The following is a 15114-nucleotide window of genomic DNA, read 5'->3' as shown; positions in this document are numbered from 1 at the left end:
ACAATTCAAACACTATTCTGAATTATTTTTAATTGATAAAAAAAGAGCAGCACCATTTGGCACTGCTCTAAATGTATTCATTATCCTCTTAACTCTGCTCCTGCTTTTTCAGCAAGTGCTTTTAATACTTTGTTATGAGCATTTACTACTTCTTCATCTGTAAGTGTACGCTCTGGATCGAAATATGTTAGGGAGAATGCAACCGACTTCTTGCCTGGTTCCATTTTTTCTCCTTCATATAAATCGAATAGATGTACATTTTTAAGTAATCTACCACCAGATAAATGGATAATTGCTTGCAGTTCTCCGGTAGCTTTTTCACTATCTACGACTAATGCAATATCACGTGAAATGGACGGGAATTTAGAAACTGGTGCATAATACAATGCTTCAACTTCTTTGTTTAGCACTTTGGCTAAGTTCAATTCCAATACATAGGTTTCTTTTAAATCACGAGTTTTTTGCTCTGATGGATGTAATTGAGCGATTAACCCAATTTCCTCTCCAGCTAATTTGATAGAAGCAGTACGTCCAGGATGTAACCCGTCTACTTCAGTACGTTCAAATACAACTTCTTTTGAAAGACCAAGAAGTTCCATTAATCCTTCTACAATTCCTTTTAACACAAAGAAATCAACTGCTTTTTTCTCACCCTGCCAGCTATGATCTAACCATTTACCAGAAATTACTGCTGCTAGATGCTCTTGCTCATGAGGTAAACCTGATTCTGTTTCACCTAAGAAAACAGATCCTACTTCATAAAGCGCAACTGTATCTGCTTGGCGCGCTGTATTATATGTTACTGCTTCTAGTAGATGTGGTATTAAGCTTTGACGAAGGATACTACGATCTTCACTCATTGGCATTAATAACTCGGTTACAGGAGCAGTTTCTAAAGCAAATTTTTGAGACATTTCTTTAGAAGTTAATGAATACGTAATCGCCTGGTAAAGACCTGCACCTTCTAAATAGGCACGTACTTGACGACGTTTTGCTTGGTAAGATGATAATCCGCCTGGTTTAGATTCCTCGACTGGTAAAGTCATTGGGATTTCATCATAGCCATACATACGAGCAATTTCTTCTATTATATCTTCTTCAATTTTAATATCTTGACGACGAGTTGGCGCTTTAATGTACAAAAGACCATTCGCTGCTTGGTAGTCAAATTTCAATCTAGTTAAAATTGATGTCATATCCTCTAAGGATATTTTCATCCCTAAACGGTTATTGATGAAGTCCGGAGATACAACCACTTCAGCTGGAGTTTTGTCTAGCTCATCAACCATTACTGAACCAGCTAACACTTCTCCTCCTGCTAACTCTGCAAGAAGACTTGCTGCACGTTCTGCCGCAAGAATTACACGGTTAGGATCGACACCTTTTTCAAAACGCGCACTCGCATCACTGCGTAGGTTGTGATCTTTTGAAGTTTGACGAACTGATCCGCTAGCAAAGTATGCTGACTCGATAACTACCGTTGTCGTATCATTATGAACTTCCGAATTAGCCCCACCCATTACACCGGCAATGGCAATTGGCTCTTTACCGTTTGTAATAACTAAATGATTTGATTTTAATGTACGTTCTTGATCATCAAGGGTAACAATTTTTTCCCCTTCACTTGCAAGACGAACAACAATTTCTTTCGTTTCTAGACGATCATAGTCAAATGCATGTAGAGGCTGACCGTATTCCATCAATACATAGTTCGTAATATCTACTACATTATTATGTGGACGAACACCTGCAGCCATTAAACGATGTTGTAACCAAAGTGGTGATTCTTTCACTTGAATATTCTTCACAACTTTTGCAATATACATTGGATTTTCTTCCATTGCCTCTACTTTTAAGTTCAAATAATCAGAGGCTTTTTCATTGCTTTCCGAATAAGATGCTTCAGGATACTGCATATCCTCAGATAAAATTGCACCAACTTCATAAGCTACTCCGAGCATACTTAATGCGTCCGAACGGTTAGGCGTTAACCCAAGTTCTAAAACTACATCATCTAAGCCTAGTAATGGGAGTACACTTTCCCCTGGAACTGCTGTTTCCGGAAGAACATAAATTCCATCCGCATACGCTTTAGAAACAAGGCGTCCTTCAATCCCTAATTCTTGAAGCGAACAAATCATACCGTTTGATTCTTCTCCGCGAAGCTTGGCTTTTTTAATCTTCATGCCGCCTGGAAGTACTGCTCCTGGACGAGCAACGATTACTTTTTGTCCTGCTTCTACATTAGGTGCTCCACAGATAATTTGAGTAGTCTCTTCGCCAACATCTACCTGACAAATATTCAGCTTATCCGCTTCCGGATGTTTCACTTTTTCTTTTACATACCCAACGACAACATTTGTCATTCCATGAGAACGATCAATCACAGCATCCACTTCAATACCTGCACGTGTGATTTTCTCTCCTAAATCTTTTGGATCTAACCCTTGTGTATTTACATATTCTGATAACCATTTCGTCGAAACTAACATGTCAAATTCCTCCTTACACTTCTGTTCGGTGGAATTGCGATAAGAAACGCACATCATTCGTATAGAAATGACGAATATCTTCCACTCCATATTTCAACATTGCAATACGTTCTGGACCCATACCAAATGCAAATCCAGAAAGTTTTTTAGAATCATATCCAGCCATCTCTAAGACGTTTGGATGAACCATACCTGCACCTAAAATTTCAATCCACCCTGTTTTCTTACAAACGTTACAACCATCGCCGCCACATTTAAAACAAGAAATATCCATTTCAACCGAAGGCTCTGTGAATGGGAAAAAGCTTGGGCGCAGACGAATTTCACGATCGTCCCCGAACATTTTCTTCGCAAATATAGAAAGAGTACCTTTCAGGTCGCTCATTCGAATATTTTCACCGATTACAAGCCCTTCAATTTGTGTGAATTGATGTGAGTGCGTTGCATCATCATTATCACGACGATACACTTTACCAGGGCATATAATTTTGATCGGTTGCCCTTCTTTTGCTTCCATCGTTCTTGCTTGAACTGGAGAAGTATGTGTACGCAGTAGAATATCCTCTGAAATATAGAAAGAATCCTGCATATCACGAGCTGGATGACCTTTTGGTAAGTTCAACGCTTCGAAATTATAATAGTCTTTCTCTACTTCTGGACCTTCCGCAATTTCATACCCCATGCTGATAAATAAATCTTCAATCTCTTCTACTACACGAGTAAGTGGATGATGATTTCCAGTCTTAATAGGGCGACCTGGTAATGTTACATCAATAGATTCTTTTTCTAGCTGTTCATTAATAGCTTGTTCTTGAAGTAAAGTCATACGAGCTTCTAATACAGTAGTTACTTCTTCACGTACTACATTTACTAGTGCCCCCATTTTTGGACGCTCTTCTGCTGGAAGTTTACCCATTCCTTTTAGAAGGTCCGTAATCGGTCCTTTTTTCCCTAAATAGGCAACACGCACGTCATTTAGTTCTTTGACGCTCGCTGAAGCTTCAATTTTTTGTAGTACTTCTTCTTTTAACTGTTGAAGTTGTGCTTCCATGTTAATGATCTCTCCTTAATCAAATTCGCCTTGTCTGATTGGACAACAAATTTTGTACCTTATCTCGCTAAGAAGTATCCCTTCTCAAAATATGTACAAAATAAAAAATCCCCGCCCCTATAAAAGGGACGAGGACTAATTTCGCGGTACCACCCTGATTATTGCACAAAAACAGTGTGCAATCACTCAATTCGACTAACGGCTCTACACCGGCACACCTTTACAGCAATTGCTGGTCCCGGTGGCAGCTAACGGGGTGAACTTCTATATGCATTCTCTAGTTACACTTTCAGTCAAGGTGTAAAATCCCTTATGTCGAATTGGCATATATACTTTTCCCGATGACAGCTTTTATATATCATATTACATCTATTATACGGACTTTAGTATTTTTGTTCAAGTCTGATTTATTTTAAAGTAAGGCCATATAACAGAATTCCAGTAGCTACTGCAACGTTTAGTGATTCTGCTTGTCCCAATAGAGGAACGATAATATTTTGATCGGTTTGCTCGAGAAGCTCTTTGTTCATACCACTACCTTCATTTCCAACGATTAACGCAAACGCATCCACTTTTTTCACTTCATGAAAAGGAGTAGAATTTTCAAAAGCTGTGCCAAATACGGTTACTTTTCGTTCTTTCAACTTCTCAACCCAGTCAGGAAGATTTCCTTTAATAATTGGCAAATGAAAATGTGATCCTTGTGCTGACCGTAACGTTTTTGAATTATAGGCATCTGCAGATCCTTTTCCAAGAATAACAGCATCAATCCCAGCAGCATCTGCAGTCCGAATCATTGTACCGATGTTCCCTGGATCCTGCACAGCATCTATTAACAATAGACGACTCCAGTTATCATGCTCTTCTTCCTTCACAGTTTGTTGTTTACAATGTGCAAATATACCTTGTGTATGCTCTGTTTCCGCAAGTTCTTTCTTAATCACATCATTTATTTCGACAATTTCTAAATTGTCTACATCCCAATTGTTAGGAATTTCACTATTATCACTGATCATGATTGTTAACACATTTTCTTTTTGTTTTATCGCTTCTTCAATTAGGTGATAACCTTCTATTAGAAATTCGCCACTTTTATCTCGTTCTTTGCGTACGCTTAATAATTTTTTCCAATGCTTTACTAGCGTATTTTGGGGTGATTCAATTCGTTTCATCTATATGTAACCGCCTTTTTTATATAAGTGTAACAAAATCATGTATAACTGGCGAGAGTTTGGGGAAGATAATTGCGAGGAGTGATGAAAATTGGATTTTCAAATTAGAGAAGCGATAACTGCTAATATGAAAGGTCACACTGCATCAGACATTCGCGGTGTAGTAGAAGATGCTATCCAAAAAGGCGAAGAACATTTACTACCTGGACTTGGTGTATTTTTTGAGAAATGGTGGAACATGACAGACGAATCTAACAAACAATCTGTATTAAACGAATTGGCAACTGCATTTGCAAAATGAATGAAATTCCGTGGAGATAAAAAATCTTCGCGGAATTTTTGTTTAGTCAAAATATTTTTAAAATTAAATAAAACGCTTACAACACTATTACACTAGTTTTTAAAGTCAATATGCAATATATTAATTTACTTTTATATCCATATAATACAATTTCCTTAGTTTACCTTTTCATTATTAATGATTATAATCATTTTATTGGAATCCTTCTAAATATTCTAATAAATATATCATTCTATTAAAGAGGCGAATAAAGTGAGTACATCTATTGAAAATATTTTACCTAAACTAAAAAAAGTTTTAAAAGAAGACCAGGTTTCAATCAATCTAACCGTAAGAGAATTACATAGCAAAGATGAGTCGTATCATGAGATATGTCTTCCTGACATAGTTGTATTTCCGAAAAACACGAATGAAGTTAGTGAAATTATGAAACTAGCCAATCATTATCAGATTCCCGTCGTCCCTTTTGGACGTGGTTCCAGTTTAGAAGGTCATATAATTCCGTATGATAACGGAATTACAATTGACTTCTCTTTAATGGATAAAATATTAGAGGTGCGAGAAAATGATTTACTAGTAAAGGTACAACCTGGGGTGACACGTTCACAATTAAACAAAGAACTAAAAAAGTATGGACTGTTCTTCTCCGTAGACCCAGGAGCAGATGCAACACTCGGTGGAATGGCTGCAACTAATGCAAGTGGGACTACAACTGTTAAATATGGTGTCATGCGTGATCAAGTTCGTGATTTAGAAGTTGTCCTTGCAGATGGAACTGTTATACACACGGGAAGTTTAGCGGCAAAATCAGCATCTGGGTTCCACTTAAACGGACTATTTGTTGGCTCGGAAGGGACACTTGGTTGTTTTACTGAGTTAACACTAAGAGTATACGGGATACCTGAATTTACTACTGCAGCTCGAGCAGTATTCCCTTCTGTTCAAAGCGCGGTAGAAGCCGTCACTTCTATTTTACAGACTGGAATTCCAATAGCACGCGTAGAATTAGTCGACGAAGAATCGATTCGCCAAGTAAATCGTTTTAGCGAAACGAATTATGTAGAAAGCCCAACCTTATTTTTAGAATTTGACGGAAATGAGGCAGGACTAAAACAAGATGTCGAGTTTACAAAAGAAATAATGGAAGACCATGGCTGCGTGGATATTCAATTCGAAACGGATAATACAGCACGGACAAAGCTTTGGGATGCTAGACATAACCTAGCTTATGCTTATATTCACGGGAATGTCGGCAAAAAGATGATGGTTACCGATGTGTGTGTTCCTATTTCGGAACTAGCTGATGCAGTCGTATATGCACGTAATGAATTAAGCTCGATTGGACTCATAGGCGGACTTACTGGGCATGTCGGAGATGGAAATTTCCACGCGATTCTGATGATTGACATGACTGATGCAGCGGAAGTTGCGAAGGCAGAATCTTTCAATGAAAAAATTGTTCATTATGCTTTGGAGCGTAACGGCACTTGTACAGGTGAACACGGCGTTGGTATTGGCAAACAAAAATACCAAGCTTTAGAGCACGGAGCAGCCTTACAGGTGATGGAAAAAATTAAAATAGCTCTCGATCCAAATAATATATTAAATCCCAAAAAAATCGTAAATATAGAAAGTTAGGTGTATAACATGAAATTGTTAGAGTCCATTAGTAATTTTGCAGGTAAGTATTTTGCTTTTCTCGTAATTATTGTTGCAGTTGTAGCATTTTTAATACCGGAAACATTTTTACCATTTGGAAAGTATATTACGATTTTACTAGGTATTGTTATGTTTGGGATGGGTTTGACTTTAAAGGCTGTCGATTTCAAATTAATCGCAACACACCCTAAACCAGTAATATTCGGCGTAATTGCACAGTTTCTAATAATGCCAATTACCGCTTTTGCCATTGCATATTTGTTGAATTTGCCTAGTGAATTAGCAGCCGGACTAGTATTACTTGGTTCTGTACCCGGAGGGACTGCATCTAATGTAATGGTTTATTTGGCTAAAGGTAATGTTCCACTTTCTATAACGATGACATCCTTCTCCACGCTGCTAGCTCCTTTACTAACACCAGCATTATTGCTTTTATTTGCAGGACAGTGGATGCCAGTAAATGCAGTTGATATGTTTAGGTCCATAATACAAGTAATTATTGTTCCAATCATCCTTGGATTATTAGTGAAGAAGTTGTTCCCTACTGTTGTAGAGAAGAGTATAAACGTAGTACCCTTAATTTCAGTATTAGCAATTATCACGATTGTTTCTGCTGTTGTTGCAGGAAATGTAGATAATATTGCTTCTGCTGGGTTACTAGTATTTTTAGGAGTATTCTTGCATAATGGAGCAGGCTTACTGCTAGGATATTATGCCGCAAAAATCATGGGATTATCGGAGTTAGATCGACGAGCAATTTCTATTGAGGTAGGCATGCAAAACTCTGGATTAGGAGTAGCACTTGCAACCGCTCATCTAGGACCACTTGCAGCACTACCGAGTGCATTAGGTGCTGTATGGCATAATATTTCTGGACCGATCTTAGCCACTTACTGGTCTAAACGTCCTGTGAAGGAAGAAGCAAAAGAGAACACTGTAAATTCTAGTGACAGCACAACAACAAAAGCCCAATTTGAATAAACTTCATTATTTTGAGTAGAGTGCAGGCCACTATACTTTTTTATTGGACTGGCCGAGTTGTATTGCCTAAACAAGATAATTCGATAGTGAAATGAAGCATAAAAAAAATGTCTTAATCGTCGACATAATCGACAACTAAGACATTTTTTATGTAATAAAGAGTGATTCAGCGTCTCCCGAATCACTCTTCCTATGTAGTGATGAAGCTATCCATCTTGATAAGCAGCATCACGGAAATATTTATACTTACAAATGAATAGACATACCCTGCCTTCTCCATTTGGTGAAACCTTTTTAAGCCATAACCGATGCAAGTACTGCTTTTTGTGCATGCAAGCGATTTTCTGCTTGTTGGAAAATATAAGAATTAGGACCATCAATTACAGAGCTCGCAACCTCTTCCTCACGATGAGCAGGTAAGCAATGCAAAAACATATAATCGTCTTTTGCATTTGACACTAATGCATCATTAATCTGGAAGTCTTTAAAATCAGCCAGTCTTTTTACCGTTTCATCTTCTTGACCCATCGAAGTCCAGACATCTGTATATACAACATCCGCATTAACTGCTGCTTCAATTGGATCATTCGATACGAACAGCGACCCACCATTTTCTAAAGCAATTGCCTTAGCTTTTTCTAGTATTTGCTCATTAGCTTCATAGCCAACTGGTGTTGCTACCGCAATATGCATTCCCATATTGGCAGCTGCTATCACAAGTGAATGTGCGACATTGTTTCCATCCCCTATATATGCAAGCTTCAAGCCAGCGGTATATCCTTTCACTTCATGAATCGTTAAGATATCTGCAAGTGCCTGGCACGGGTGAAAAATATCTGTTAATCCATTAATTACAGGAATACTAGCATGCTCGGCAAGTTCTTTAACCATCGCATGTGAATTTGCACGGATCATGATTCCATCTAAATAACCAGATAATACGTGCCCTGTATCATATACAGATTCGCCACGCCCAATCTGTAAATCACGTGCATTCATGAACATACCATTACCACCTAGCTGCTTCATGCCTACTTCAAAGGAGATTCTTGTTCGGGTTGAATGTTTCTCAAAAATCATCCCTAAAGTTTTACCTTCCAATAAAGGAGGACATTTACCAGCCTTCGTCAACATCTTCAAGTCAACTGCTAACTGGATTAGGTCCGTTATTTCCTCCTTAGAGTAATCTAAAAGTGTTAATAGGTCTTTCCCCTTTAAACTATCCACTACTTTTAAATTCACCCACTCAAGTAACTTCATTTATAAAAACTCCTTTTTCCGTATATTTATGTAATTTTTATTATATGTCTGAATAAATATAAAGTCAAGTGTATTTATATACATTAATTAAATTTAAATTCCTTCCTATTCTTTTCGCCTCTTTATGCTTCCTACTTCATGGTTTTACTTCATTTTCTATTTTGGAAAATCTAATGAATACCTAAAAATATGTGGCAAGAGAAGAAGCGCATAACAATAACAATAAAATAAAAAAGGGAATCGCGTGAGCGGTTTCCCTTTTTTATTTAAACCCATAGTTAATAAAAACCCTAAAATATCTCTTTACAAAATAGAATGGAATTTTATTATTTCTATTCTTTCACACTTGTCGGTGTAGCTTCTTTTACAATAATGATACCATCATATGCCTCATTCGGCGTCATTTCTATTGTGTAAAACATCTTTAAAAATTTATACCACATGCGGAAATCATCGCCGATGTTTGCCATCTTTTGCTCCTTCGAAACTATCTCCTCTAAATCACCGGACTCACTCGCCTTTTCAAAATCCACGTAAAAAATATTTGATTCCACCTCTTTGAAAGCATCTACTAAAGCATTGTGATTTTTCACTTTATAATTTTTACGATCTCCAGAGCTGCTATTTTTTGACTGAAAATTGCTCTCTATAAAATCCGTACCAATTGCAAAATACTCATCCCCGTATAACTCATCTAAATAATTGCCCATCGATTTGTAGCCGGCTAATGACGCAGAAGTTTTTTCTATATGTCCATTATGACCGTTAAAAAATACTTTCTCGTTACCTCTGGTTGCTTCAAATTGCATAATCCATTGCATATTGTCCGTCAAATACTCATCTCGCAGCTGCATATAATCTTTATCATTTAAGAACAATTGCGTACGCTGCTTCATGATTTGTGCGTATTGTAGGGCAAAAGTGTACATTTCCTTTGTTGATTTTCCCACATAAGCTGCTACATTCGATTGTAAATCTAGAATTATCTCATCTATTGTTTGCTTGGTCTCGTTTAACTGTTCCGTAGTTAACTCACGCATTTTCTCATTCGAGACATGTTCAAGTTTTAATTCATAATTTTTAAATGCATCTTGGTTTACTGTTTTGTAGTATTTAAGCACTCCTTCTTTACTGTAGTTATAGCGCTGCATGTCATTTCCATAAAAGTAAACCTTCTCTTGCTCGTTAACTGAAGCGTTATAATCATGCAGCCATTGAACAAGTTCGACCATTTGCTCTGTTTGATAAATACCATAGTCTAGCGTATTTACTGCCTCTTCGGCGGTACCATTTCCATGTAAAATGAATTCGTTTATTTGCTGCCCACCTCCAAAGTCGCCTTCTATAACAAATACGCGGACGTTTTCATGTTTAATTAGCGTTTTAAATACTTCTTTTTTCAGCTCTTGAAATTCCACATTCCCATGTGTTGCCTCTCCTAAACCGATCAGCTTAACATGATCCGGGATATCCATAGCATCCACTGTTGAAATATATGATTCTGCATTATCAACCGCTTTGCCACTGCTACATCCTGCCAAAAAAATAGAAAGCAAGATAGCAGCACATACTAAATAGCTCTTATTCAACATTATTATCATCCCCTTAAACTGCTTTCCTTTGAAAATATAAATACCCTCCGACAAAAAATAAGATAAAACTTCCGCCTACAACGGTTAATAATTGTACCCAAGGAACGTAAAAGGTATCTCCGGTTTCTCCCCCGATATACATCATTAAAAATGGCTGTGCCCACGGATAGAAAGAACTAAAACGCTCAGAGTTTACGACAAGTATAGTAGGCAATGTAAGAATCACATTAATGGCAAATGGCGCTGCAAAGCTCTTGAACAGTATGGACATCCATAACTGTAAAGCAATTAATGGTAAAGTCGCTACCCATCCTCCAACTAAGCTTTTCCAAACAATCACCATTGGGAAAGGATCAGTGAATCCCTTTATCATTCCGACTATGTATACAGCGACAAAAAATAATACTTGCATAACTAGGACTAGCACTATTAACAATACATACTTCGCGATGAATACCCTTCCTCTTGTCACAGGTAATGCCAGTAGCTGTTTCCACCCACCTGCCTGATGTTCGTATCTACAAATAGCACTTGCTAAAACTCCTGTTATCAAAGGTAAAAATAGTAAAGCATAGGTTAAATTCATAGATAGCAAGGACAAATACCACTCATTGATTTCAAAATCCTCATTAGAAAATCTGCTTGTGAATCCAAGGAATATACCAATAATCGGTACAGTCAAGATGATGAACATAATCTTTGAATGTCGAAACTTAAACCATTCCGATTGTAAAATCGATACCATTTATTTCACATCCCTTCTCGTAAAGTCGAGCATTCCAACAATATACAATAGTGTGCCTACTCCGATTCCAAGCATGACATTGATCAATGGTTCATCCCACTCGTTCATTAAAGAAGGCCACTTCCAAATCATCCAATCAGGTAATATAAAAGCAGAGTACGCAAATATAACACCTAATACCCCTGTCGTAATCGGAATTCCTTGATTTTGGCTCACAGAGGCAATCCAGAGCTGTAATGCAAGTATAGGCAACGCTGCTAAGTATGGATAGAAGCTATACTTTAATAACTCCAAGTAAGGTATTTGATCTCCTAAGTTTAATAGAATGCCATAGCCTAAAGAAAATACCCCTAACAGAAGCGAAGATACAAATAACAAGCTACCAAGTACCATGAATTTCGATAAATACACACTCATTTTGGAAACAGGCAATGAAATCAGCTGCTTCCATGCGTTCGTTTCATTTTCTATACTTGCCATAAATGAAGTTAAAATCGCAATTCCCAAAACCAGTGCTAGTGGGGTAAAGGAATGTACATATTCTAAAAAATATCCCCAATCATCATCACTTTGGTTTAGCAAATAATCCTTTCGAACTCCGTAGTTGACCATCTGCAGCGCAATAACTCCGAAGGGACCTAAAAATGATAGGAACCATAGTCCTTTTCGTTTAATCTTCAAAAAATCTGCCCGTAAAAGTTTACCGATCATATGACCTTCTCCCTTGTGGTCATTTGGAGGAAGATATCTTCCAATGATCTTTTTTCCTCTTCTACACGGTAAATAGAGTAGCCTTCATGTACAAGAGTATGGATCGCCTTAGCAACTTTTCCATCGGAATGCTCAGACAATAAAATAATACCGTCCTCCCAATCTGCTTTTATACCATTGCCTAATAGTGAACGCCACGCTTGCTCGCTGTCACTAACCTTTAATAAAACCTTTTGCTGGGCATACATGCGCAAACTTTCGATGGAATCCTGATAAATCATTTTCCCTTTCGTAACGATTCCAACTGTCGTCGCCATTTGGTCGATTTCTGTTAATAAATGACTGGAGATTAAAATGGTCATTCCAGTTTCCGCAGGCAGCTGTTTGATTAGATTACGAATTTCTATAATGCCTGATGGATCTAGTCCATTAGTTGGCTCATCTAAGATTAGTAACTCAGGACTGTTTAATAGGGAAGCGGCAATCCCTAATCGCTGCTTCATTCCTAGGGAAAATCCTTTTACCTTTTTATTTGCAACCTCAGTCAATCGAACTATTTCTAATACCTCATGGATTCTCGTTTTAGGAACGCCTAGTATTTTTCTTAATGCCTCTAAATTTTCATACGCAGTTAAATGCGGATAATAGGACGGGTTCTCTACTAGGGAACCCACTCTTTTTAAAATATTTATTTTTTCTTTATTTAAATCCTTTTCAAAGATTTGAATCGTTCCAGACGAAGCTTTCATCAAGCCTAAAAGCATACGAATGGTTGTTGTCTTCCCCGCTCCATTAGGTCCTAAAAATCCGTATATTTCTCCTTTACGTATTTTCATATCTAGCCCTATCACGGCACTCTCCTTCCCAAAACGTTTGGATAGATTGGTTGTCTGTACTACATATTCCATTTCCCTCACCTCATTATCTATGTTAGAGATAGAATGTTAAAACTAGGTAAGGGGTAAGGTTAAATTTTGTTTAAAAAAACCGGGTAAAAAAACGCCCGGCCATAAAAAAGGTGTACTTGAAAGGCCCACCTTTCAAATACACCTTCACTTGTATTTCTTTATTTTGATAGTTGTTCCCTTTTCACCGGATTCAATATCCCAATCCAGCTTCATGCCCTTGACCATCATATCAACAATGGACAAGCCGATACCTGCTCCCGCTTCGTTGGATGCGTTTTTCATTCCATTTCCTCTGTCTAAAATGACGATTGCATCATAGAGATTGGTAGATTCTGTTTTGACACAAATATATCCGCCTTTTTTTGCGTGGCGAAGCACATTTTGCAATAAGTTATCTACTATGCTTCCTAACCAAATCGGGTCAATCTCCCATTTGTTTTGCTCAAATGGAACCAGATGGACTTCCACTTCAAATCCTTCCTTTTCGAAGACGGGGTACCATAAAGCTAAACTTTCTCGGATGTAGCGAAGAACGTCCATTTCCTGTGATTCAAATTTATATTTACTAGCCATGAGCAATGTATACGACATCAAGTTTTCCATTAGCCTGTCAATATTCACAACAGAAGCTTCCAACGACTTAATCGCTTTTTGACCATCCTCTGATAAACTCTCTTTAGCAATAGAATAGGTTTGCGCCCTCACCTTTGTTAAAGGGGTACGCAAATCATGAGAAAGATTAGCAATCAGCTCTCGACGTAGCTGTTCCTCCTGCTGTTCTCGCTGTTTACTTTCCCTCAGCTCACATACCATTTGATTGAACGTTTTTTCAAGCTGTCCAATTTCGTCCTTCTTTTTCAGTGCAATCTCGATCGGTAGCCCATCCACGTCCCGTATTTCCATGGCCTCCTGCAAGTGTAATAAACGCTTTCTAATACTACGAAAGAATAAAAAGGAAACCAATATAAATAGGAAAATGATAAAAACAATACCAAACACGAAAATGATTCCATATCGATCATAAATATGTGCTAGCGGCGGATCAAACTCGGACCTCGGCATCTCCAGTACAACGAAACCATTGCTTTCTTCTTGCCCGACAAACGCAATAACCGTAAATGGGTCTCCCCCATAATGCTCTTTTATAAATTTAGCTGTATATGCAGATGACCACTTGGCCGGCAGCTGCTCCATCACGTCTTCTTGGTTAGCGAGCGTCCCTTGACCGTCCACCCAGAACATCGATGCTTTTGGATGCTGCTGTTTCCAATTGTCAAAATGCTGTTGAATAGACTCACTTGTAACGTTTTGCAAAGCGTTTGCTTCCTGATGCCATTTCCCCTCAATTTCACTTTCAACTAGCATATCTTGCATTTGGATTGGATCCTCTCCATTTTTGGAAATACCAAACACAAATAACGCGATAATTAAGTAGGAAATTTGAACAATGAAGAGAGCTAATAAAATAAGGAACATATACTTTGCTAATAATGATTGGAAAAAACGCTTCATATTTTTACCCTATACCCGATTCCACGAATCGTTTCAATGATAGTTGGTTTTGCTGGGTTCCTTTCAATTCTCTCTCGTAAATAACGAATATGCACCATCAACGTCTTATCTCCCTCGATATAACGCTCTCCCCATACTCCCTCATACAACTGCTCTTTCGTTAGTATTTGATTTAAATGACGAACGAAAAACTGCAAAAGTTGATACTGCTTACCCGTTAATTGAATTTCCTCATCCGTCTCTTGATCAGCAATTCTCATATCTTTTGTATAAACCATCAAATGCTGAAGCTTTAATACATCATCATTCTTTTGGTATCTCCGTAACAATACCTCTACACGTGCTGCAAGCTCATCCGGATGAAACGGTTTAGTTAAATAATCATCTGCAAAATTTAGACCCTCTATTTTATCTTCCACCGCAGTTCGCGCAGAAAGCATTAAAATAGGCAGGTCTCCCTTTTCTTTTTTCATACGTCTACCAATAGAAAAACCATCTAACCCAGGAATCATCACATCTAAAATAGCCATATCCACTTGTGAAATATACTTTTCCGCATCCTCCCCAGATTTCAGCCATGTCACCTCATACCCTCTCTCCGTTAAATCCTTTCTCACCCAGCTCCCTATATCAATTTCGTCTTCTATGTAAAGAATATGTACCATTTTCATCCTCCTTAGTTTTTGACTGTGATTGGCTCGTCGGTTATTTATCACCATAGTGGTGCGCA

Annotated in this window: 13 protein-coding genes and 1 other annotated feature; of the genes, 3 read left to right on the top strand and 10 right to left on the bottom strand. The window is 37.9% G+C overall.

The genetic code is table 11. From position 1 onward, the window contains the following. Nucleotides 1-80 precede the first annotated feature (80 nt). The 3 genes from pheT to BM260_RS08575 all read right to left on the bottom strand — a co-directional run bounded on the left by pheT (nt 81) and on the right by BM260_RS08575 (nt 4715). Nucleotides 81-2492: a phenylalanine--tRNA ligase subunit beta gene (pheT, locus tag BM260_RS08585; protein ID WP_093536934.1), complete on the bottom strand. Its 2412-nt coding sequence runs from the start codon at nt 2490-2492 to the stop codon at nt 81-83. A gap of 13 nt (nt 2493-2505) precedes the next feature. After that, nucleotides 2506-3543, bottom strand: a complete 1038-nt coding sequence (pheS, locus tag BM260_RS08580) for a phenylalanine--tRNA ligase subunit alpha (RefSeq protein ID WP_093536933.1) — start codon at nt 3541-3543, stop codon at nt 2506-2508. 121 nt (nt 3544-3664) lie between these two features. Next, nucleotides 3665-3898: a binding site (T-box leader), on the bottom strand. 52 nt (nt 3899-3950) lie between these two features. Next, nucleotides 3951-4715, bottom strand: coding sequence for a TrmH family RNA methyltransferase (locus BM260_RS08575; RefSeq protein WP_093536932.1), 765 nt, complete (start codon nt 4713-4715; stop codon nt 3951-3953). A 91-nt stretch (nt 4716-4806) separates the two neighbouring features. On the opposite strand from BM260_RS08575, the gene sspI reads away from it, so the two are divergent. From sspI to BM260_RS08560, 3 genes are all read left to right on the top strand, one after another. Beyond that, entirely contained in the window at nt 4807-5016 is a 210-nt protein-coding gene (gene sspI, locus BM260_RS08570) for a small acid-soluble spore protein SspI (protein ID WP_093536931.1), read from the top strand. A gap of 252 nt (nt 5017-5268) precedes the next feature. Further along, nucleotides 5269-6654: an FAD-binding oxidoreductase gene (locus BM260_RS08565; RefSeq protein WP_093536930.1), complete on the top strand. Its 1386-nt coding sequence runs from the start codon at nt 5269-5271 to the stop codon at nt 6652-6654. A gap of 9 nt (nt 6655-6663) precedes the next feature. After that, nucleotides 6664-7656, top strand: a complete 993-nt coding sequence (locus BM260_RS08560) for a bile acid:sodium symporter family protein (RefSeq protein WP_093536929.1) — start codon at nt 6664-6666, stop codon at nt 7654-7656. Between the two features lie 294 nt (nt 7657-7950). On the opposite strand, the gene argF is transcribed toward BM260_RS08560, so the two are convergent. From argF to BM260_RS08525, 7 genes are all read right to left on the bottom strand, one after another. After that, the gene (gene argF / locus BM260_RS08555; RefSeq protein ID WP_093536928.1) at nt 7951-8916 is read right to left on the bottom strand and encodes an ornithine carbamoyltransferase; all 966 of its coding nucleotides are present in this window, start codon (nt 8914-8916) and stop codon (nt 7951-7953) included. Between the two features lie 332 nt (nt 8917-9248). Then, the gene (locus BM260_RS08550) at nt 9249-10508 is read right to left on the bottom strand and encodes an erythromycin esterase family protein (protein WP_093536927.1); all 1260 of its coding nucleotides are present in this window, start codon (nt 10506-10508) and stop codon (nt 9249-9251) included. Between the two features lie 13 nt (nt 10509-10521). Then, nucleotides 10522-11253, bottom strand: coding sequence for an ABC transporter permease (locus BM260_RS08545; protein WP_093536926.1), 732 nt, complete (start codon nt 11251-11253; stop codon nt 10522-10524). After that, complete coding sequence (locus tag BM260_RS08540) at nt 11254-11964, bottom strand: ABC transporter permease (protein ID WP_093536925.1); 711 nt, start codon at nt 11962-11964, stop codon at nt 11254-11256. Next, entirely contained in the window at nt 11961-12872 is a 912-nt protein-coding gene (locus tag BM260_RS08535) for an ABC transporter ATP-binding protein (RefSeq protein ID WP_093536924.1), read from the bottom strand. Before BM260_RS08535 ends, BM260_RS08540 begins: the two co-directional genes overlap by 4 nt. Before the next feature lie 144 nt (nt 12873-13016). Next, nucleotides 13017-14384, bottom strand: a complete 1368-nt coding sequence (locus tag BM260_RS08530; protein WP_093536923.1) for a sensor histidine kinase — start codon at nt 14382-14384, stop codon at nt 13017-13019. Next, the gene (locus BM260_RS08525; RefSeq protein WP_093536922.1) at nt 14381-15049 is read right to left on the bottom strand and encodes a response regulator transcription factor; all 669 of its coding nucleotides are present in this window, start codon (nt 15047-15049) and stop codon (nt 14381-14383) included. Before BM260_RS08525 ends, BM260_RS08530 begins: the two co-directional genes overlap by 4 nt. Nucleotides 15050-15114: the final 65 nt, after the last annotated feature.

The organism is Psychrobacillus psychrotolerans, assembly GCF_900115805.1.
GTDB classification, from domain to species: Bacteria; Bacillota; Bacilli; order Bacillales_A; family Planococcaceae; genus Psychrobacillus; species Psychrobacillus psychrotolerans.
Note: the sequence above shows the minus strand (reverse complement) of the source record. Positions and strands in the feature narration are given on the sequence as shown.

Excerpts from the sequence above, each read along its gene's own strand:
- pheT (WP_093536934.1), bottom strand. The coding sequence starts at position 2,492 with ATGTTAGTTTCGACGAAATGGTTATCAGAATATGTAAATACACAAGGG.
- pheS (WP_093536933.1), bottom strand. The coding sequence starts at position 3,543 with ATGGAAGCACAACTTCAACAGTTAAAAGAAGAAGTACTACAAAAAATT.
- BM260_RS08575 (WP_093536932.1), bottom strand. The coding sequence starts at position 4,715 with ATGAAACGAATTGAATCACCCCAAAATACGCTAGTAAAGCATTGGAAA.
- BM260_RS08560 (WP_093536929.1), top strand. The coding sequence starts at position 6,664 with ATGAAATTGTTAGAGTCCATTAGTAATTTTGCAGGTAAGTATTTTGCT.
- argF (WP_093536928.1), bottom strand. The coding sequence starts at position 8,916 with ATGAAGTTACTTGAGTGGGTGAATTTAAAAGTAGTGGATAGTTTAAAG.
- BM260_RS08550 (WP_093536927.1), bottom strand. The coding sequence starts at position 10,508 with ATGTTGAATAAGAGCTATTTAGTATGTGCTGCTATCTTGCTTTCTATT.
- BM260_RS08545 (WP_093536926.1), bottom strand. The coding sequence starts at position 11,253 with ATGGTATCGATTTTACAATCGGAATGGTTTAAGTTTCGACATTCAAAG.
- BM260_RS08540 (WP_093536925.1), bottom strand. The coding sequence starts at position 11,964 with ATGATCGGTAAACTTTTACGGGCAGATTTTTTGAAGATTAAACGAAAA.
- BM260_RS08535 (WP_093536924.1), bottom strand. The coding sequence starts at position 12,872 with ATGGAATATGTAGTACAGACAACCAATCTATCCAAACGTTTTGGGAAG.
- BM260_RS08530 (WP_093536923.1), bottom strand. The coding sequence starts at position 14,384 with ATGAAGCGTTTTTTCCAATCATTATTAGCAAAGTATATGTTCCTTATT.
- BM260_RS08525 (WP_093536922.1), bottom strand. The coding sequence starts at position 15,049 with ATGGTACATATTCTTTACATAGAAGACGAAATTGATATAGGGAGCTGG.